This is a genomic window from Pseudomonas sp. GW821-FHT07B01 (genome assembly GCF_059419065.1).
Genome location: NZ_JBWKRA010000012.1, coordinates 32,158 through 51,794, shown reverse-complemented (window position 1 = coordinate 51,794; position 19,637 = coordinate 32,158). Strand labels below are relative to the sequence as shown.

Sequence of the window (19,637 nt, the reverse complement as noted above, 5' to 3'; positions counted from 1 at the left end):
TATGCCTGCATTGTTGCCCTTACAACTTGCGTTCGATCATCGCCCACAACCCACCTTCCCCTACTTTCATCGCCCCCGCACCGCCGCGCACCATGGCCGCCACCTGCATAAACCCAATAACAACAGGTTCACACCATGAGCACTTTCCAACCGCGCCAGCTGTTGCTGGCGGCTGCTGTCGCCAGTTCTGCCCTGCCCGTTCTCGCCCAGGATCATGGCTTTCTCGAAGACGCCAGCGCCAACCTCAACCTGCGTAATTTCTTCTTCAACCGCAACTACACCAACCCGACCAAGGCTCAGGGTGGCGCGCAGGAGTGGACGCAAAGTTTCATTCTCGACGCCAAGTCCGGGTTCACCCAAGGCACAGTCGGTTTTGGTGTGGATGTGCTGGGCTTGTACTCGCTCAAGCTCGATGGCGGGCGTGGCACAGGCGGCACGCAGTTGCTGCCGCTGGACCATGACGGCCGGCCAGCCGATGAATTTGGTCGGCTGGGCGTGGCATTCAAGGCGCGCTTTTCCAAGACCGAGCTGAAGGTGGGCGAATGGATGCCGGTGCTGCCGATCCTGCGTTCCGACGATGGCCGCTCCCTGCCACAGACCCTGCGTGGTGGGCAGATCACCTCGAAGGAAATCGACGGCCTGACCCTCTATGGCGGCCAATTCCGCGCCAACAGCCCGCGGGACGACGGCAGTATGAGCGACATGTCGATGTTCGGCAAAACCGCCTTCACCTCCGACCGTTTCAATTTCCAGGGCGCCGAATACGCGTTCAACGACAAACACACCCAAGTCGGCGTGTGGAATGCCCAGCTCAAGGACATCTACAGCCAGCAGTTCGTCAATCTGATCCACAGCCAGCCTGTGGGCGACTGGACCCTGGGCGCCAACCTGGGCTTCTTCTACGGCAAGGACGACGGCAGCGCCCGCGCCGGCGACCTGGACAACAAAACCTGGTCCGGCCTGTTCTCGGTCAGGTACGGCGGCAACACCTTCTACGTCGGCCTGCAAAAACTCACCGGCGACAGTGCCTGGATGCGCGTCAACGGCACCAGCGGCGGCACCCTGGCCAACGACAGCTACAACTCCAGCTATGACAACGCACAGGAAAAATCCTGGCAGGTTCGCCACGACTACAACTTCGCCGCCCTCGGTGTACCGGGCCTGACCCTGATGAACCGCTATATCAGCGGCAGCAACGTGCACACCGGCACCATCACCGACGGCAAGGAGTGGGGCCGCGAGACCGAAGTAGGCTATACGGTGCAAAGCGGCACGCTGAAAAACCTCAACGTGCGCTGGCGCAATTCGAGCATGCGCAGGGACTACAGCAACAACGAGTTCGATGAGAACCGGTTGATCGTCAGCTATCCGATCAGTCTGCTGTAAACCGGCATAGCACTTACTGTATGGTGCGCGCCTGCCGCTGCTGATCCCCTCAGCAGCGGCCTTTACTCGGGCCCTGCACGGCATGAAATCCTTCGCTACAGCAATCGCTTTGTTTGCCCTGGTCTTGAGCCTGGGGGGCTGTATCAGCGCACCCATCGCCCTGACACCACAGACCGAACAACGCCTGCTGGCCCAGGCGCCGATCCGCTTTTTGCTGACCTTCGACGATGGCCCAAGCGCCTCGGGCTACAACAATCCGAGCCGTTCGGTAGTGGCGGACCTGGCCAACAACCCGGTGCTGCCGGGGATCAAGGCGGTGTTCTTCCTGCAGACCGAAGCCGCTCGCGCAGGCGGCAGTTCCCGAGGCCGCAAGACCATGGAACGAGAATTCGCCGCTGGCCATATCCTGGCCTTCCACACGGCCACCGCTTTTCACACCAATCATCGCTGGCTGAACGACGCCACCCTGGAACACACCCTTACCGAAGGCGCCGCAGACATTGCTGCCATCACGGGCGCGCCCCCCGTGCTGGTACGCCCGCCATTCTGGAACTACGACAAGCGCACCTTCGCCGCCTACCAACGCCACGGCATGCAGGTACTGTTGACGGATTTGAGCGCCAATGACGGCAAGATCTGGGGCTTCAACGCCAGCCCGCGTCGGCGGGCCAACATGGATCGGCAACTGTCGGTGGTACGCGAACGCATCGCCTTGGGTGAACTACCGACAGTGGAGGGTGTGATCCCGGTAGTGGTGACCTTTCATGACATCAACCGCTACACCGCGCGGCATATGCAGGAGTACTTGCAGATTCTGATGGACAGCGCACGGGTCAACGGTTTGAAGACCGCCGCCCAGCCGTTCTACACCGACCACGCCGCGCTGGAACGCGCAGCGCTGGCCCGTACGGTCAAGGCTGTGAACGAGCCGGTGCATCTGCCGGGGGTGTGGAATTGGCTGTGGGATGCTGATTCCCACTAATACCTTAAACCTGTGACGATCCCCTGTGGGAGCTGGCTTGCCTGCGATGCAGACAACACGGTCCCCAGTCAGACCTCGTCGCTGCAATCGCAGGCAAGCCAGCTCCCACAGGTGATCGCCTTTCACATTCAGTCTTGTTGGCGAGACTCCACACCCAACTCATCCCACACTGACTCAGCCAAATGAAACGTCGCATTCGCTGCCGGAATTCCGCAGTAAATCGCACTCTGCATCAACACCTCCTTGATCTCGGCGCGGGTCACGCCGTTGCTGGCGGCGGCACGCAGGTGCAGTTTCAGTTCTTCACTGCGGTTCATGCCGATCAGCATCGCGATGGTGATCAGGCTGCGGGTATGCCGAGGCAGGCCGGGGCGGGTCCAGATGTCACCCCAGGCATGGCGGGTGATCATTTCCTGGAACTCGCTGTTGAACTCGGTCAGGGCATTGAGGCTGCGGTCGACATGGGCATCGCCCAGTACTTCGCGGCGCACCTGCAGGCCTTCGGCATAACGTTGTTTCTCGTCCACAAATAGCTCCTCAGCGGGCCAGCAGAAATTCGATCACCCGGTCGCTGAACGCAGCACCGGCCTGAACGTTGGACAGGTGCGCCGCATAGAACTCGGCATACTCGGCACCCTGCACATGGCTCTGGATAAAGTGGCCGCCGGCTGGCGGCGTCACCGCGTCTTCGGTGCCGGCAATCACCAGGGTCGGCACCTTGATCGAGGACAATTGCTCACGAAAATCCGCATCGCGCACGGCGCCGCAGTTGGCGGCATACCCCTCGGGTGACGTGGCCGCGAGCATGTCGGTGATCTGCTTGGCCTGATGCGGGTTGGCAGCGGCGAAATCCGCGGTGAACCAGCGCGCAATCGACGCATCGCGCAGCGCCACCATCGCGGCTGCGCCATCACGCAGGACCATTTCGATACGCGGGTTCCACACCTCGGGCGTGCCGATCTTGGCCGCGGTATTACACACCACCAGGCGTTGCAGGCGCTCGCCGGCATGAATACCCAGCCATTGGCCGATCAAGCCACCCATGGACAGTCCGCAAAAATGCGCCTTCTGGATATCCAGCGCATCCAGCAGCGCGATCACGTCTCGGCCCAGTTGCTCGATGCTGTAAGGCCCCTCGGTCACAAGGGATTGGCCGTGGCCACGGGTGTCGAATCGCAGCACACGAAAATGCTCGGTGAAGGCCGGGATCTGGATATCCCACATATGCAGGTCGGTACCCAGGGAATTGGACAGCACCAATACCGGTGCGTCGGCGGGCCCCTCGAGTTGGTAATGCAGTTCGCCCTCGGCGAGTTGTACAAAAGCCACAGCGTTCTCCTCAGGCAGTCAAAGCAAAATGTTCGGTCACCGCACGCGTGACCCAGGTAGACGCCTGGCCCAGGTAGTGGGCAGGGTCGAGCAGGCGATCCAGTTCAGCCGCCGACAGCTCGGCGGTGACGTGCGGCTCATCCGCCAGTACCGCGCGCAAATGGCGCTGCTCGGCGACCGCACGTTTGCAGCACTGTTCCAGCAGATGGTGTGCGGTGTCACGGCCCAAGCGTTGGGCGAGCACGATACTCACGGCTTCGGCCAGTACCAGGCCTTGGGTCAGGTCGAGGTTCTGTGCCATGCGTTCGGCATTCACCTCCAGCCCTTCACTGACCAGAATTGCCTGATGCAAGGCACCGGATACCAAGCGGCAAATCTCTGGCAAGGTTTCCCATTCGGCGTGCCACAAGCCCAGGCTGCGTTCGTGCTCCTGGGGCATGGCGCTGAACATTGTCGCCACCAGGCCGGGTACGCGGGTGGCTGCGCTGATCAGCACCGCGGCGCCCACAGGGTTACGCTTGTGTGGCATGGTGGACGAACCGCCCTTGCCCGGCGCCGAAGGCTCGAACACCTCCGCCGCTTCGGTCTGCATCAGCAGGCTGATATCGCGGCCCAATTTGCCGAGGCTACCGGCGATCAGGCCAAGCAGGCTGGCAAACTCCACCAGGCGGTCGCGCTGGGTGTGCCAGGGTTGCTCCGGCAAGCCCAGTTGCAACTCGGCAGCCAAGGCCTCGGCCACGGGCATGGCGTGTTCGCCCAGCGCTGCCAAGGTGCCCGAGGCGCCGCCAAATTGCAGGACCAGCAGGCGCGGTTTCAATTCGGCCAGGCGCTGGCGACTGCGCGTCACCGCGCCCAGCCAACCGGCGATTTTCATCCCCAAGGTGACCGGTGTCGCGTGCTGCAACCAGGTGCGTCCGGCCAACGGCACGCTGGCGTAACGCTGAGCCTGGGCGGCCAACACCTCCCCCAGGCGAGCCAGGTCGGCCTCGATCAATTCCACCCCACGGCGCAGTTGCAGCACCAGGCCGGTGTCCATCACATCCTGACTGGTTGCGCCCAGGTGGACATAACGCTCGGCGTCGGCATCCTCACTGGCGATCAACTTGCCCAACGCCTTCACCAATGGAATCGCAGAGTTGCCCGCCGTGGCAATCGCGCTGCCAAGGGCGTCCACGTCATACAGCGACGCCAGGCACGCCTGGGCAATCGGTGCGACGGCGGCCTGGGGAATCAACCCAACCCGGGCCTGCGCCCGAGCCAGCGCCGCCTCGAAATCCAGCATGCCCTGCAAGCGCCCCTGGTCACAGAACACCTCGGCCATGCTGTCAGCGGTGAAATAAGCGTCGAACAGTTGATTGCTCGTGCGCAACGTCATAACTCATCCCTTACAGATCGTGATGCAGGTACGCCGCCTGTTTCGGCAGGCGCAAGCTGAACAGGAAGGCCACCGCCATCATCGCGGTGACGTACCAATAAAAGGTGTTTTCCATGCCGATGGATTTGAGGCTCAGCGCAACCACTTCTGCCGAACCGCCAAACACCGCGTTAGCCACCGCATAGGCCAGGCCCACGCCCAAGGCACGCACCTGCGGCGGAAACATCTCCGCTTTGACCAGGCCGCTGATGGAGGTGTAGAAGCTGACAATCGCCAAGGCCAGAGTGATCAGCACAAATGCCAAAAACGGGCTGGTCACGGTTTTCAAGGTCAGCAGGATCGGCACGGTAAACAGCGTGCCAAGGCCGGCAAACCAGAGCATGGAATTACGCCGGCCAATCTTGTCGGCCAACATGCCGAACAACGGCTGCATGCACATGTACAGAAACAGCGCGCCGGTCATGATGTAGCTCGACGTCTTGGCGTGCATGCCCACGGTATTCACCAGGTACTTCTGCATGTAGGTGGTGAAGGTATAGAAAATCAGCGAGCCGCCGGCGGTGTAGCCCAGCACCGTAATGAAAGCTTTGCCGTGGTCGCGAAACAGCGCGACGATACTGCCGGCGTCCTTGTCTTCACGCATTTCCTTGCTGGTGGTTTCTTTCAGGGTGCGACGCAGCAGCAGGGAGATCACGGCGGCTATGGCGCCGATCACAAACGGGATGCGCCAGCCCCAGGCGCGCAGTTCTTCTTCGGTGAGGATCTGTTGCAGGATCACCACCACCAGCACCGCCAGCAACTGGCCGCCGATCAGGGTCACGTACTGGAACGAAGCAAAGAAGCCACGCTGGCCCTTGAGCGCGACTTCACTCATGTAAGTGGCCGTGGTGCCGTATTCGCCGCCCACCGACAAGCCCTGGAACAGACGCGCCACCAACAGCAACGCTGGCGCCCAGGCACCGATGGCGTTGTAGGTCGGCAGAAAGGCGATGACCAGGGAGCCGCCGCACATCATCAGCACCGAGATCATCATCGAGTTCTTGCGCCCGTGCTTGTCGGCCACCCGGCCAAACAACCAGCCACCGATCGGTCGCATCAGGAACCCGGCGGCAAACACCCCGGCGGTGTTGAGCAACTGCACCGTGGGGTCGTCCGAGGGGAAAAACGCCGGAGCAAAATAAATCGCGCAGAAGGCATAGACGTAGAAGTCGAACCATTCGACCAGGTTGCCGGAGGACGCACCGACAATCGCAAAGATCCTTTTGCTGCGTTCTTCTCCGGTGTAGTGGCTGGTTTTTGTTGTCATGTTTTTTTACTCAGTGGGAACGGTTATAGCCTAGACATACTTTGCAACAACCCTGTTCCGCAAGCAGACTTTTGGATAGGTGGAGCCTGAGAGGGCCTCATCGCGGGCAAGCCCGGCTCCCACATTTTGTGTTGTGAACACATTCAAGGTGGGAGCTGGCTTGCCTGCGATGGAGCCCTACAGCCAACTCAATAGTCGAAGAACACCGTTTCCTTATCTGTGCCCTGCAAAATCACATTCCACTGATAAACCCCTGCCGCATCCGCCTGGGCAATCAAGGTGCCACGACGTTCTGCCGGCACACACGCCAGCAACGGGTCATCGCCGTTCAATGCCTCACCGTCAAAATAAATCCGCGTCAGCAAGTGCTTCACCAACCCACGGGCAAACACCAGCACCACCAAATGCGGCGCCTGGGTGGTGCCCTTGAGCCCCGGCACACTGCCCGGCTTGATGGTGGTAAAGCGAAAACGCCCTTCGGCATCCACCGGCACGCGGCCAAAGCCTTCGAAGTTCGGGTCGAGCGCTTTGTCCTGCTCGTCTTCGGGGTGAGCATATTTGCCGGCGGCATTGGCCTGCCAGACTTCCAGCATGGCGTCGTTGACGACATCACCGTTGCCGTCCACCACTTGGCCGCTGATTGCCACGCGTTCGCCGAGGGTGGCGGTGACGGTCAGATCTTCACGGTTCAGCCAGGTCAGGCCAATGTGGTAATACGGCCCGACGGTGTGGGACGTGGTCGCGTTGAGTGTCATCTCATTTCTCCATCGGCGTGGCGTCGCGGCCGCGCAGGACGATGTCCCAGCGGTAGCCGAGGGCATAGGAAGGAATGGTTTTTTCCAGGTCGAAGCTAGCGATCAAGCGTTGCTTGGCGCTGGTATCCGGCACGCAGTTGTAGATCGGGTCGTATTCCAGCAACGGGTCGCCCGGGAAATACATTTGCGTCACCAGGCGCGTCAGCACGCTGGGGCCGAACAGCGAAAAGTGGATATGCGCCGGGCGCCAGGCGTTGTGGTGGTTGCCCCACGGGTAGGCGCCGGGCTTGATGGTCTGGAACTGGTACCAGCCGTCGGCGTCGGTGACGGTGCGCCCGGTGCCGGTGAAGTTCGGGTCCAGGGGTGCATCGTGCAGGTCGCGCTTGTGGTTGTAGCGGCCGGCGGCATTGGCCTGCCAGATCTCCACGAGGATGCCCGGCACTGGCAGACCGTTTTCGTCCAGCACACGGCCATGAATGATGATGCGCTCGCCTTGCGGCTCGCCGTCATGCTGGGCTGTCAGGTCGTTGTCCTTCTCATTGATACGTTCGGCGCCGATGGTCGGGCCGGTGATTTCCGACAAGGAATGGGGCAGGAACACCAAAGGCTGGGACGGCGAACGCAGGTTCGTCGACTGATACGCCGGGTGCAGGTAATCAGGTTGAGTGCCCGCTTGCGGGCGCCGATAACCGGGCTTGTCACTCATGGAGCAATCCTCTTTTATTGATCAGACGCGTTCAATCGCCAGGGCCAAGCCTTGGCCGACGCCCACGCACATGGTCGCCAGGCCTTTGCTGCCGCCGGTTTTTTCCAATTGGTGCAGGGCCGTCAGTACCAACCGCGCACCACTCATCCCCAAGGGATGGCCGAGGGCAATGGCGCCGCCGTTGGGGTTGACCTGGGGCGCATCGTCCGCAATACCCAGCTCGCGCAGCACCGCCAGGCCTTGGCTGGCGAAGGCTTCGTTGAGTTCGATCACATCAAAGTCGGTGACAGCCAACCCAAGGCGCTCCACCAGTTTGCGCACCGCCGGCACCGGGCCGATGCCCATCACGCGCGGGGCGACACCAGCACTGGCCATGCCCAGCACACGGGCGCGGGCGGTGAGGCCGTGTTGCTTGACGGCCTCGGCGCTGGCGAGGATCAGCGCGGCAGCGCCATCGTTGACGCCCGAGGCATTGCCAGCAGTGACGGTCTTGTCCGCGCCGTTGACCGGCTTGAGCTTGGCCAGGGCTTCCAACGTGGTGTCCCGTGGGTGTTCATCGTGTTCCACCAGGGTTTCGCCTTTTTTATGGGCGACCCGCACCGGAACGATTTCCTCGGCAAAGAACCCGGCGGCCTGGGCAGCGGCGGTGCGTTGCTGGCTGCGCAGGGCGAAAGCGTCCTGGTCGGCGCGGGAAACCTGATAGTCATCGGCCACGTTATCGGCCGTCTGCGGCATGGCATCCACGCCGTACTGGGACTTCATCAGCGGGTTGATAAAGCGCCAGCCAATGGTGGTGTCTTCCAACTTCATGTTGCGCGAGAACGCCGCGTCGGCCTTGCCCATCACAAACGGAGCGCGGGACATCGATTCGACGCCACCGGCAATCGCCAGCTCCATTTCACCACTGGCAATCGCACGAAAAGCGGTGCCGATGGCATCCATGCCCGAGGCGCACAGGCGGTTGAGGGTCACTCCAGGAATACTTTCCGGCAGCCCCGCCAGCAGCAACGCCATGCGTGCCACGTTGCGGTTATCTTCACCTGCCTGGTTGGCGCAGCCGAGGAAGACTTCGTCTACGGCGCTCCAGTCCACCGACGGGTTGCGCTCGATCAGCGCCTTGATCGGCAGCGCCGCCAGGTCGTCGGCACGCACTGTGGACAGGCCACCGCCGAAACGGCCGATAGGCGTGCGAATGGCATCACAGATAAAAACCTCGCGCATCAGGCTTCTCCCGGTGCTTGGCCGTGGGCAGCCGCGGTGCGCGCTTCGAGGTCACGCAGGGCGGTCAGTTCGGTCTCGGTGGGTTCAGCGGTGGTGCTCACTTGGTCGGCAAAGCGAATCGCCCAGCCGGTGGCGGCGATCACTTGCTCGCGGGTCACGCCCGGATGCAGCGCAGTGACCACGAACTCATGGCTGCCCTCCTCCGGCTCCATGATGCACAGGTCGGTAATGATGCCCACCGGGCCGGCGCCGGGCAGGCCCAGACGCTTGCGTGAGTCGCCACCTTCGCCGTGACCGACGGAGGTGATGAAGTCCAGTTTGTCCACAAACGAACGGGACGATTGCTTAAGGATGATCAACACGCTCTTGGCTGAACCTGCGATTTCCGGCGCGCCACCGGCACCCGGCAAACGCACTTTGGGCTGGTGATAATCACCGACTACGGTGGTGTTGATATTGCCGAAACGGTCGACCTGGGCCGCACCGAGAAAGCCGACATCAATGCGCCCGCCCTGCAACCAGTAGCGAAAGATCTCACCGGTGGGCACCACGGTGTCGGCGGTCTCCGCCAGCTCGCCATCGCCGATGGACAGCGGCAACACGCTGGGCTTGGCCCCAATCGGGCCCGACTCGTAGATCAGCACCACATCCGGCGAGGACGTCAGGCGCGCCAGGTTGGCCGCCTTCGATGGCAGGCCGATGCCGACGAAGCACACCGAGCCGTTCTTGAGGCGGCGTGCGGCGGCGACGGTCATCATTTCATTGGTGGAATAAGCCATTACTTAGCCTCCTGCGCGGCGGCCAGCTTGGCCTGGAATTCACTGAAGTCGGCAGTGCCGTGGATGTATTCGTCGATCCAGGCGGTAAAGGTGCCACGGTCGCGGGCAATCGGGTCCCACGCCTGGTAGAAACGGTTATCCCGCTCGTTGTAGCCGTGCGCGTAGGACGGATGGGCACCACCGGGTACGTGACACACCGCCGTCAGCGCCCAGGTCGGCAGCACGCAGCTGTTCATCGGCGCATTCAGGTCGTCGACGATTTCCTCGACGGTGACGATGCAGCGCTTGGCCGCCAGGGCCGCTTCCTTCTGCACCCCGAGAATGCCCCAGAGCAGCACGTTGCCTTTGCGGTCGGCTTTCTGCGCATGAATCACGGTAATGTCCGGACGCACCGACGGCACCGCCGCCAGCACTTCGCCGGTGAAGGGGCAGGTGACGGTCTTGATCAGCGGGTTGACCTTGGGCAAGTCGGAACCGGCGTAGGCACGCAACACCGCGAACGGCAGGCCGGAGGCACCGGCAACGTAGGCATTGGCCAGGTCGGCGTGGCTGTGTTCTTCGATCTCCAGCGCTTGCGGCCATTGTTTCTCTACCGCGTCGCGCAGCCGATGCAGGGAACCCACGCCCGGGTTGCCGCCCCAGGAGAAAATCAACTTGCGCGCACAGCCGGCACCGATCAACTGGTCGTAGATCAGGTCAGGCGTCATGCGCACCAGCGTCAGGTCTTTCTTGCCCTGACGAATGATTTCATGGCCTGCGGCCGTAGGGATCAGGTGGGTGAAGCCTTCGAGGGCGACGGTATCGCCGTCGTTCACGAAGCGCTTGACCGCATCACGCAGGGTGAGGATTTCAGCCATGGGGTTGGGCTCCCGGTGTTGATCGAAAAAGGCGCTGAGGTGGCGCCGAAGTGCTTGAAGATTAAGCCGGGGAAATGGGCCGAACAATCCGATAATCGACTGAGTGTTCGATTATCGAACCGATTGTTGCTTAACTAACCATCATAAGGAACAGGGTCAATGTGGGAGCTGGCTTGCCTGCGATGGCGCGAGTGGATTCAGCACCGCTATCGCAGGCAAGCCAGCTCCCACAGGGGTAGCGATTGGTTTCAGGTCGCATCGGCATGGCTGACCATGCCCTTAATCATTACCGCTGCCGTGGCCAAGGCCGCCGGTATCACCAATGCGGTGAGCACCTGCTCGAAGTTCCAGCCCAGGCCCAGCAAAGTAGCGCCCATCCACGCCCCCAGAATTGCGCCGAAGCGGCCGATACCGAGCATCCACGACACCCCGGTGGCACGGCCTTGGGTGGGGTAGAAACGTGCTGCCAGGGATGGCATCGCCGATTGCGCACCGTTGACGCACATCCCGGCGACCAGCACCAGGGTGGCCAACAGCGTGATGTTGCCCAGGCTCTGCCCCACCGCGTAGGCAAACACCCCGGCCAGCAGATAGAACGTGCCGATCACTTTGTGCGGGTTGAACCGGTCCATCGCCCAGCCCACGCCCACCGCGCTCAATACCCCACCAAACTGGAACAGCGCGCCGATAAACGCGGCCTGCTCCATGCTCGCGCCACTGTCGCGCATCAAGGTGGGGAGCCAACTGGTCAGCAGGTAAACGATCACCAGGCCCATGAAGTACGTGAGCCACAACAGCAAGGTGCCAGCGCTGTAGGTGCCCGAGAAGATCACCGCGAACACATTGCGGGCCTTGACGGTTTTTTGCTCCGGTACGCTGAAATGAGTGGCCTGGGCGACAATGCCGGGCTCGATGGGGGCAAGGGTCTTGCGCACCTTGTCGGTGCCGCGATTGCGTACCACCAGGTAGCGGGCAGACTCCGGCAGCCACACCAACAGCACCACCGCCAGGATCAAAGGCAGGATGCCGCCTATCAGCAACAGGCTGTGCCAGCCGAACGCGGGGATCAGCTTGGCCGAAATAAACCCACCACCGGCCATGCCGAGGTTGAAACCACAGAACATGCTGGTCACCAACAAGGATTTATGCCGCTCGGGGGTGTATTCAGACAGCAAGGTGGTGGCATTCGGCATGCCGGCGCCCAGGCCCAGGCCGGTGAGAAAGCGCAGCACCAGCAACTGGTCGACATTGGTGCTGTAGGCCGACGCCAGGCTGAACGCACCAAACACCAACACCGCGCCGACCAGCACGACTTTGCGGCCAAAGCGGTCGGCCAGCGGGCCGGAACCGAGTGCGCCAAACACCATGCCGATCAACGCGGCGCTCATCACCGGGCCAAGGCTGGCGCGGTCGATGCCCCAGTCCTGGGACAGTGCCGGCGCGATAAAGCCCATGGCGGCTGTATCGAGGCCGTCGAGAAAGACAATCAGGAAACACAGGATCACCACGCGCCACTGATAGCGCGAGAGTGGCTGGGTGTTGATAAAGGACTGTACGTCCAGGGTAGTACCGACAGATGGCTGATTCATTATTTTTATTCCACACCGATGGCGGGCTGACGACCTGGGGCCGTCATTCTTATTGGGCAGCTCCTCAGAGCGCTGCCGCACATTAATAAGCCAAGGGAAACACCGTCAATCGAGCCAGCCGGGATCTGTGCGGTCACCGAACAGCTTAGGCAAACAGCTGCGCACTCAGTTCACGGCTGGCGCTGAGCATGCTCGGTAGAAAGCGCTGCTCCAACTCACTGCGGCTGACCCGACCGGCGTGGGTGCTGACATTCAGCGCGGCCAATACCTGGCCGGACGCGTCATACACCGGCACCGCGATGGAGCGCAGGCCCTGCTCCAGTTCCTGGTCGACAATGCACCAGCCCTGCTGACGCACCTGTTGCAGGCATTCGAATAACGCTTGCGGTGTTGTCAGGGTGCGGCTTGTCTTGGTTTGCAGGTCGGCATGGTCGAGATAATCCTGCAGCGAGGCATCGTCGAGGGCGGCTAGCAGAATACGGCCCATGGACGTGCAATACGCAGGCAGGCGCCCGCCCACCGACAGGTCAACCGAGATCAGGCGCTGGGTGGTGGCGGAACGGGCGATATAGAGGATGTCATCGCCTTCCAGGGTAGCCATGTTGCAGGCTTCATGGAGCTGCTCGCTCATACGGTCCAGATAAGGCTGTGCCGAAACGGCCAGCGGTGTGGACGACAGATAGGCGTGACCGAGGGTCAGCACCTTGGGCAACAGCGAGTAGGTGCGCCCATCCGTGGTGGCGTAGCCGAGCTTGATCAAGGTGTGCAGGCAACGGCGCACGGCGGCGCGGGGAATTTCGGTGCGGTGGCTGATCTGGGCGATGGTCAGGTGACGCTTGCGTTCCTGGAACGCCTGCACCACGGCCAGGCCACGGGCCAGGGACGTCATGAAATCCGGATCACCGGTGAATGCCTGGATGCGCTTGGCCGGTGAAGCCACGATCGGCGGCGCCACTGATGCAAAGGAGTTGCGCAATTGATCGTTCATTTCAACGGGCCTTCTCTTGTTATCACCACGGGAGGGTTGGCGGCTATTACAAGCCGTGCCGGCCGCCCGGCACAAGTCAGCGCCGGTAACATTGGGCGATTATCGGACAACCATGCGATTATCGCAATTTGGCCGGCATGGGTGCAGACCCTGCAGATAACGTTCGAGATTTAGCTGATGTTGCCGAAAAGTGTAGGCATTTACCCTTCTCTCAGTATGAATACAGATATGAAGATGACGCTGTTCACAAATACGTCGGCGATATGTAACAAAACCCAAGCACGCCGTTGACGCTTTTTAACTTCATGATGATAGTGTTATTCAAATGCGCCGCTATAATGCAACCTGTGCAGAGGTCAGCCCGGTATCACTATCGGGAGGGGAGCTCACCAGGCATTGCAGGCTGCAGGCAACGCCGGTCACAAGTACTCGCTTAAAAGAACGGCCCTCAGGCCCGTATACCAACTTGAACGGTTCTACTGTTCTATTTGGAATCGCCCCGAGCACGACTTTCAGGCATGACACTGCGCAATCAATAACTCAACTCAATTAGGTAATACTGTGACGAAAGATGAACTGCGCGCGGAACTTGAGCGCCAGGAGCAACGTTACAAGGACGTCTACGGCGGGGAAGTCACCACCTACGCCGCGCAACCTGAGCCGGAACGCAAACCATGGCGCAAACGAGCCAGCCTGCTGGATCAGGCATTTGCCCAGGAAATCCAAAAGATCGAGCAGGAACTCAAGACCGAGGAGCCCTGAGCGTTTCGGTCGAGTTCAGCGCCTTGCAGTCGCTGCCGGTCAACCACTGGTTCAGCGGCCGCTGGTCAGTAACCTACAGCCACCCACGAAATTTCATACAAATGTTTCAGGCATGGCATTTTCATGACAAAAGCCCGCCTTCCGCGGCCCGCGCTTTATAAATCAAAGACTTGCCAAAGCCCCGAAAACCCTGGGATACGTGTGTCTTGCCGGTTTTTTTTCCAGGAAGATTGTTACCGATGAGCAGCTAATGCATCGATTACTGATGTTTTCTGGCATAATCGCGCCCCCTTACGACCGGGTCAGAAAACCTTCATGATCGATTTATTCAGCGGACTGGATGCTTGGGTTCTAGTGAGCCTGTTGCTCGCCCTGGCCTTTGTCCTCGCCTTCGAGTTCATCAATGGCTTTCATGACACCGCTAACGCGGTGGCCACAGTCATCTATACCAAAGCCATGCCGCCACACCTGGCCGTGTTCTTCTCCGGGGTGTTCAATTTCCTCGGCGTATTGCTCGGTGGTGTCGGTGTCGCCTACGCCATCGTGCACTTGCTGCCGGTGGAGTTGCTGATCAATGTGAACACCGGCCATGGCTTGGCAATGGTCTTCTCGTTGTTGGCAGCAGCGATCACCTGGAACCTGGGCACCTGGTACTTCGGTATCCCCGCCTCCAGCTCCCACACCCTGATCGGCTCGATCCTCGGTGTCGGCCTGGCCAACGCGTTGATCAACGACATCCCCCTGGCTGACGGTGTGAACTGGCAGAAGGCCGTGGATATCGGCGCGTCCCTGGTGTTCTCGCCGATGGCGGGCTTTCTGGTCGCCGCTCTAGTACTGATCGGTCTGAAGTGGTGGCGTCCGCTGTCGAAGATGCACAAGACCCCGGACCAGCGCCGCAAGCTTGACGACAAAAAGCACCCGCCATTCTGGAACCGCCTCGTCCTGGTGATTTCGGCCATGGCGGTGAGCTTCGTGCACGGCTCCAACGATGGCCAGAAGGGCATCGGCCTGATCATGCTGGTGCTCATCGGTATCGTGCCGGCGCAGTTCGTATTGGACCTGGGCAGCACCACTTACCAGATCGAACGTACCCGCGACGCCACCCTGCACCTGAACCAGTTCTACCAGCGCAACCACGAGACCCTCGGTGAATTCCTGGCCCTGGGCAAAAGCGTGAAGGATGACCTGCCGGGCAAGTTCCGCTGCAACCCGCAGCAGACCGAACCGACGATCAACGCGCTGCTGGGCACCCTCAAGGGCGTCTCGGACTACCACTCGCTGACGGCCGACCACCGCATCGAAGTGCGTCGCTACCTGCTTTGCCTGGATGACACCGCGAAAAAGGTCGGCAAGCTGCCAGGCCTGGACTCCCGTGAGAAGTCAGACCTCGACAAGCTGCGCAAAGACCTGACCGCCACCACCGAGTACGCCCCGTTCTGGGTGATTCTCGCGGTCGCACTGGCCCTGGGCCTGGGCACCATGGTGGGCTGGAAGCGCGTGGTACTGACCATTGGTGAGAAGATCGGCAAGCAAGGCATGACCTATGCCCAGGGCATGTCGGCGCAAATCACCACGGCCACCATGATCGGCTTTGCCAATATCTTCGCCCTGCCAGTGTCCACCACCCACGTCCTGTCTTCTGGCGTGGCGGGCACCATGGTTGCCAACAAAAGCGGCCTGCAAGGTGGCACCGTCAAGACCATCCTGATGGCCTGGGTATTGACCTTGCCAGCGACCGTAGGCCTCTCGGCCGGGTTGTTCTGGTTGGCGTCCAAGGCTTTGGGCAACTGATAGCCAGCCGGCGATAAAAAAGGTGCGATCCGCGAGGGTCGCACCTTTTTTTATGATCGTTCGTTCCCACGCTCTGCGTGGGAATGCCGCCGCGGACGCTCCGCGTCCCACTGGCGCACGGGTGACGCGGAGCGTCACGGGATGCGTTCCCACGCGGAGCGTGGGAACGATCAAAAACTGTGGTGCGTTTTGCCAAAAAAAAGGGCGACCGAAGTCGCCCAAAATGCCTTGCGTGCTCATGTAACCCGGAAAGACTTAAGGTTTTTTACGCTTGTTCGCGTCTTTCCAGATAAAAAATCCAAACCCTACAAAAAACAGCACCATGAGGCTAACAGTCAGCACTCCGGCGAAAACCACATTATCGAAAAACATGACCGGCCTCCTGCACTTGCCCTGTTGCGATAGGGCTAAGTTAATGGAGAAGGCGCAGTGGGAAATTGACCAGGATCAATGTCGCCCACAACGGGGCGTAAAGAAGGGGAATAACTGACCTGCATCAATGGATGCAGGGCGTTTCAACGTTTTTTCGGCTTGTTCTTGGACTTTTTCTTGGACTTGCCCAAGGGCATGGCTTGTTCAAAGGCTTGGCGCACTTCATTCAAGCGTTTGTCATTGAGGTCGTGCACGCGCTTGGCACGTTCGGCGTTCAGGTCGATCAGCTTGTCGTCATCACTCATGGCTTGGCTTACGTCGTGGCGGGAATGCCTCAATAATGCGGCCTGCCCCGCCCGACGGCAATTAAGCGGGCGACAAAATGCAGGCCATCGACCAAAATCGGCATTTTCTACCCTGCCCAGGAGGCGCATCCAGGTGGCCTTGCACAACGACCTTCCACCGCTGCTGGCCCTGCGCGCCTTCGAGGCCGTGGCGCGGCACTTGAGTTTTATCAAGGCGGCCAACGAGTTGTCGGTGACCCAAAGCGCGCTGAGCCACCAGGTACATAAGCTCGAACACCACCTGGGCAAACCGTTGTTTATCCGGCGAACCCGTGCGATTGACCTGACGTTGGCCGGGCAAGATTACTACGCGCAAATCCGCCCTGCCCTGGACGCCATCGCCGCTGCGACGCGCAACCAACGGGGTGCGCCCAGCGCCAGTGTGTTGCGTATCGGCTTGCTGGCATCCTTTGCCACGTTATGGCTGGCGCCGCGCCTAGCCGAGTTTCTACGGTGCTACCCGCATATCCAGGTGGAGTTGCTGCCCGCGATTCAATTGGCCAACGTCGCCACGGCCGAAGTTGATCTGGCCATCCGCTACGGCAAGGGCGACTGGCCCGACGTGCTCGCCACACGCCTGATGACCGAAACCCTGTCACCGGTATGCAGCCCGGCGTTCAAGGCCAGACAGGTCGCCACAGGCCCGTTGTTGATGGCGACCTCGCACCGCCCTTTCGAGTGGACCGATTGGTCGACCCATTACCAGGTCAACCTTGATCACCACCCCCGCGTGATGCTGCATGACTACAACATCGTGGTCGAAGCGAGCGTGGCCGGCCAGGGTATCGCCATGGGCCGCCATCGCCTGATTGAACGCAGGCTCCACGACGGCAGCCTGGTGGAGGCCTTTGACAGGCCGCCCTATCACAGCGACATCGGCTATTGGCTGATCGCCCCTCAGGGTCCGCTCAGTGAGGCGGCTGAATGCTTCAGTCAGTGGTTGAAGCAAGCGTGCGCCGACGCGTGAGTTTTTTAGATACGTCGGTTGAGATCTATCCGTTTGTCGCCCCTCGCCACCACCAACATGCTGGAACCTTCTGACACCAGAGGATTTCACCATGACTGACTCCATCCGCCAGCGCGTACACACCCTCGGCCTGACACTGCCTACGCACAGCCAACCCGCAGCCAACTACATCAATCATGTGATCAGCCAACACCAGCTGTTCATCTCGGGACAAATTCCCATGATCGATGGCAAACCCGCCTACCTTGGCCGGCTGGGCGATTCTCTCAGCGATGAAGATGGCGCCCAAGCGGCGGAATTGGCGGCGCTGGGCCTGCTGGGGCAATTGAGCGACGCGTTGGGCGATGACCTGTCGCGGGTGGTGCGCATCCTGCGCCTGGGCGTGTTCATTGCCAGCAGCGCCGACTTCCAGCGCCAAAGCCTGGTCGCCAATGGCGCTTCGAACCTGCTGGTCAATGCCCTCGGCGACAAGGGCCGGCACGTGCGCACCGCCGTAGGGGTCTGCAGTCTGCCGGCTGGTGTCGCCGTGGAAGTGGACGCCATTTTCGAGCTGCAGCCATGACCCCGCTGCAAGTCCAGCACTTGCGAGAAGCCACGCCCGGTTGCCAGTCCGGCATCGTGCACTTCAACCACGCCGGGGCGTCCTTGCCCAGCCAGGCGACGCTCGACGCCATCATCGAACAGCTGCAACGCGAAGCCCGCGACGGCCCGATGGAGGCCGGAGAACAGGGTGCCGTCTTAGTGGAAAAGGCCCGCCGAGCCGCCGGCAAACTGCTCAATGCGCCCGCCTCATCGATTGCCTTCGCCAGCAGTGGCTCGACGGCCTGGAGCATGGCCTTCCAGGCGCTGGGGCCATGGCAGCCGGGCGATCGTATTCTAGTGGGGCGCCACGAATGGGGCGGTAACCTGGCGAGCATGGAACTGGCCGTTCAAGCCGGGGCGCGGGTGGAGGTCATCCCGTGCGATGCCAGCGGCGCGGCCTGCCCGGTGGCGTTGGAGGCGATGCTGGATGCCAAGGTGAAGCTGATCGACCTCACCTGGCTGCCGGCCAACGGTGGCTTGATCAACCCGGCCCAGGCCATCGGCGATGTGGCCAGGCGGCATACCATTCCCTACTTCATCGACGCGGGCCAAGCCGTCGGCCAGGTGCCGGTGGATGTGCAAGCGTTGCAGTGCGATGTGCTCAAGTCCGCCGGCCGCAAACACCTGCGCGGGCCTCGCGGTACCGCGCTGCTGTATATCAGGCCGGATTTTCTGCCGCATCTGAACCCGGCCCAACGCGACGTGTTTTCAGCGCCCTGGACCGCCGAAGGCTTCGACCTGCGCAACGACGCCCGGCGCTTTGAAACCAGCGAAGTCTCTTTCGCCCTGCTGGCCGGCCTGGGCAATGCGTTGCACGAGATCAATCAACTGGGGATTGAGCAAGTATGGCAAAGGGTCTCGAAGACCAGCGCGCGAATCCGCGAGGCACTGCGTCAGATACCGGGAATTACCTTGCATGACTTAGGCAGAACGCATTCAGGCTTGATCGCGTTCAACCTGGCCGGCTGGGATAGTTTTGAACTCAAACAACGCCTGGGGTTAAAGCGCATCAACATCGGCGCCAATGGCGTGGCCTACACCCCGCTGGACATGCAAGCACGTGGGTTGAGCAGCGTTGCGCGCATCTCCGTCAGCCCGCTCAACACCGATGACGATATTGAGCTGCTGGTGAAGGCCCTGCGCGAACTGAACGGTTAGACCTCGATATCCACCCACAGGCCCTGGCGCGGCGCGTCTTCGATCAGCGGCGCCACGGGCACGGTGTTGTCAGCGTTGAGCAAGTCGCCGGGAATCGGCAAATGCTGCTCCGCGTCGTCGTCGGCTTCGCGCCGGCGTTTCTGCTGCTCCTGCTGGCGACGCTGCTCTTCGCGCAGCAGAAAGGTCGATTGCTCGGCATCGCCTTTTTTCAGGTCGATCGTGCTCTCGTTGGAGCCCGGTTGAACGGGCACCACCGGCGGAATATCCGGTTTCTGGCGTGCCGGGTCGAGTTGCGACGTGACCGGCACAACACTGACGGGCAGCATGGGTGGCAGCATGATAATTATTCTCCTGATCAACAGGCTGTCGGCGGGTGGCAGGGCGACTT

The 19,637-nt window shown here is 61.3% G+C and carries 21 protein-coding genes; 7 read left to right on the top strand and 14 right to left on the bottom strand.

The window, feature by feature from the left end; all coding sequences use genetic code 11:
* Positions 1 to 135 precede the first annotated feature (135 nt).
* Both AC07S6_RS15080 and AC07S6_RS15075 read left to right on the top strand, forming a co-directional pair.
* The gene (locus AC07S6_RS15080) at positions 136 to 1,386 is read left to right on the top strand and encodes an OprD family porin (RefSeq protein ID WP_495112558.1); all 1,251 of its coding nucleotides are present in this window, start codon (positions 136 to 138) and stop codon (positions 1,384 to 1,386) included.
* 82 nt (positions 1,387 to 1,468) lie between these two features.
* Positions 1,469 to 2,368 (top strand): polysaccharide deacetylase family protein, encoded by a 900-nt coding sequence (locus AC07S6_RS15075; protein ID WP_490613693.1) that lies wholly within the window; start codon positions 1,469 to 1,471, stop codon positions 2,366 to 2,368.
* 128 nt (positions 2,369 to 2,496) lie between these two features.
* Here the strand turns inward: AC07S6_RS15075 and pcaC are convergent, their stop codons facing one another.
* From pcaC to pcaR, 11 genes are all read right to left on the bottom strand, one after another.
* On the bottom strand, positions 2,497 to 2,895 hold the full coding sequence (pcaC, locus tag AC07S6_RS15070) for a 4-carboxymuconolactone decarboxylase (RefSeq protein ID WP_003189316.1): 399 nt from the start codon (positions 2,893 to 2,895) through the stop codon (positions 2,497 to 2,499).
* Positions 2,896 to 2,905: 10 nt separating this feature from the next.
* Positions 2,906 to 3,697 (bottom strand): 3-oxoadipate enol-lactonase, encoded by a 792-nt coding sequence (gene pcaD / locus AC07S6_RS15065; RefSeq protein WP_072446861.1) that lies wholly within the window; start codon positions 3,695 to 3,697, stop codon positions 2,906 to 2,908.
* Between the two features lie 10 nt (positions 3,698 to 3,707).
* A complete protein-coding gene (locus AC07S6_RS15060) occupies positions 3,708 to 5,072 on the bottom strand; it encodes a 3-carboxy-cis,cis-muconate cycloisomerase (RefSeq protein WP_495112557.1) in 1,365 nt (454 codons plus the stop codon).
* A gap of 10 nt (positions 5,073 to 5,082) precedes the next feature.
* Complete coding sequence (locus AC07S6_RS15055) at positions 5,083 to 6,378, bottom strand: MFS family transporter (RefSeq protein WP_014717296.1); 1,296 nt, start codon at positions 6,376 to 6,378, stop codon at positions 5,083 to 5,085.
* 188 nt (positions 6,379 to 6,566) lie between these two features.
* On the bottom strand, positions 6,567 to 7,133 hold the full coding sequence (pcaG, locus tag AC07S6_RS15050; RefSeq protein ID WP_073522586.1) for a protocatechuate 3,4-dioxygenase subunit alpha: 567 nt from the start codon (positions 7,131 to 7,133) through the stop codon (positions 6,567 to 6,569).
* 1 nt (position 7,134) lies between these two features.
* Positions 7,135 to 7,839 carry a protocatechuate 3,4-dioxygenase subunit beta gene (pcaH, locus tag AC07S6_RS15045; RefSeq protein ID WP_236454991.1) on the bottom strand — a complete coding sequence of 235 codons (705 nt, stop codon included), beginning with the start codon at positions 7,837 to 7,839 and terminating at the stop codon, positions 7,135 to 7,137.
* Positions 7,840 to 7,860: 21 nt separating this feature from the next.
* Positions 7,861 to 9,063 carry a 3-oxoadipyl-CoA thiolase gene (gene pcaF / locus AC07S6_RS15040; protein WP_175550967.1) on the bottom strand — a complete coding sequence of 401 codons (1,203 nt, stop codon included), beginning with the start codon at positions 9,061 to 9,063 and terminating at the stop codon, positions 7,861 to 7,863.
* Complete coding sequence (locus AC07S6_RS15035; protein ID WP_034125965.1) at positions 9,060 to 9,839, bottom strand: CoA-transferase subunit beta; 780 nt, start codon at positions 9,837 to 9,839, stop codon at positions 9,060 to 9,062. The genes pcaF and AC07S6_RS15035 overlap by 4 nt, the downstream gene beginning before the upstream one ends.
* Positions 9,839 to 10,696 (bottom strand): CoA transferase subunit A, encoded by an 858-nt coding sequence (locus tag AC07S6_RS15030; protein WP_014717292.1) that lies wholly within the window; start codon positions 10,694 to 10,696, stop codon positions 9,839 to 9,841. Before AC07S6_RS15030 ends, AC07S6_RS15035 begins: the two co-directional genes overlap by 1 nt.
* Positions 10,697 to 10,944: 248 nt before the next feature.
* Positions 10,945 to 12,285, bottom strand: a complete 1,341-nt coding sequence (gene pcaK, locus AC07S6_RS15025; protein ID WP_490613691.1) for a 4-hydroxybenzoate transporter PcaK — start codon at positions 12,283 to 12,285, stop codon at positions 10,945 to 10,947.
* A 145-nt stretch (positions 12,286 to 12,430) separates the two neighbouring features.
* A complete protein-coding gene (gene pcaR, locus AC07S6_RS15020) occupies positions 12,431 to 13,273 on the bottom strand; it encodes a pca regulon transcriptional regulator PcaR (protein WP_003189296.1) in 843 nt (280 codons plus the stop codon).
* 561 nt (positions 13,274 to 13,834) lie between these two features.
* On the opposite strand from pcaR, the gene AC07S6_RS15015 reads away from it, so the two are divergent.
* Entirely contained in the window at positions 13,835 to 14,035 is a 201-nt protein-coding gene (locus tag AC07S6_RS15015) for a hypothetical protein (protein WP_003189295.1), read from the top strand.
* Between the two features lie 315 nt (positions 14,036 to 14,350).
* On the top strand, positions 14,351 to 15,826 hold the full coding sequence (locus tag AC07S6_RS15010; RefSeq protein WP_003189291.1) for an inorganic phosphate transporter: 1,476 nt from the start codon (positions 14,351 to 14,353) through the stop codon (positions 15,824 to 15,826).
* 255 nt (positions 15,827 to 16,081) lie between these two features.
* Here the strand turns inward: AC07S6_RS15010 and ccoM are convergent, their stop codons facing one another.
* Positions 16,082 to 16,198 carry a cytochrome c oxidase subunit CcoM gene (ccoM, locus tag AC07S6_RS15005; RefSeq protein ID WP_019817835.1) on the bottom strand — a complete coding sequence of 39 codons (117 nt, stop codon included), beginning with the start codon at positions 16,196 to 16,198 and terminating at the stop codon, positions 16,082 to 16,084.
* Positions 16,199 to 16,341: 143 nt separating this feature from the next.
* Positions 16,342 to 16,503 (bottom strand): hypothetical protein, encoded by a 162-nt coding sequence (locus AC07S6_RS15000; RefSeq protein WP_495112556.1) that lies wholly within the window; start codon positions 16,501 to 16,503, stop codon positions 16,342 to 16,344.
* Positions 16,504 to 16,636: 133 nt separating this feature from the next.
* Between AC07S6_RS15000 and AC07S6_RS14995 the strand changes: the two genes are divergently transcribed.
* From AC07S6_RS14995 to AC07S6_RS14985, 3 genes are all read left to right on the top strand, one after another.
* The gene (locus tag AC07S6_RS14995; protein WP_495112555.1) at positions 16,637 to 17,509 is read left to right on the top strand and encodes a LysR substrate-binding domain-containing protein; all 873 of its coding nucleotides are present in this window, start codon (positions 16,637 to 16,639) and stop codon (positions 17,507 to 17,509) included.
* A 91-nt stretch (positions 17,510 to 17,600) separates the two neighbouring features.
* Positions 17,601 to 18,071 (top strand): RidA family protein, encoded by a 471-nt coding sequence (locus tag AC07S6_RS14990; protein ID WP_495112554.1) that lies wholly within the window; start codon positions 17,601 to 17,603, stop codon positions 18,069 to 18,071.
* Positions 18,068 to 19,249, top strand: a complete 1,182-nt coding sequence (locus tag AC07S6_RS14985; protein WP_495112553.1) for an aminotransferase class V-fold PLP-dependent enzyme — start codon at positions 18,068 to 18,070, stop codon at positions 19,247 to 19,249. Before AC07S6_RS14990 ends, AC07S6_RS14985 begins: the two co-directional genes overlap by 4 nt.
* Here the strand turns inward: AC07S6_RS14985 and AC07S6_RS14980 are convergent.
* The gene (locus tag AC07S6_RS14980) at positions 19,246 to 19,587 is read right to left on the bottom strand and encodes a hypothetical protein (protein ID WP_014717286.1); all 342 of its coding nucleotides are present in this window, start codon (positions 19,585 to 19,587) and stop codon (positions 19,246 to 19,248) included. The two genes, AC07S6_RS14985 and AC07S6_RS14980, sit on opposite strands and share 4 nt — an antisense overlap.
* Between the last annotated feature and the right edge of the window lie 50 nt (positions 19,588 to 19,637).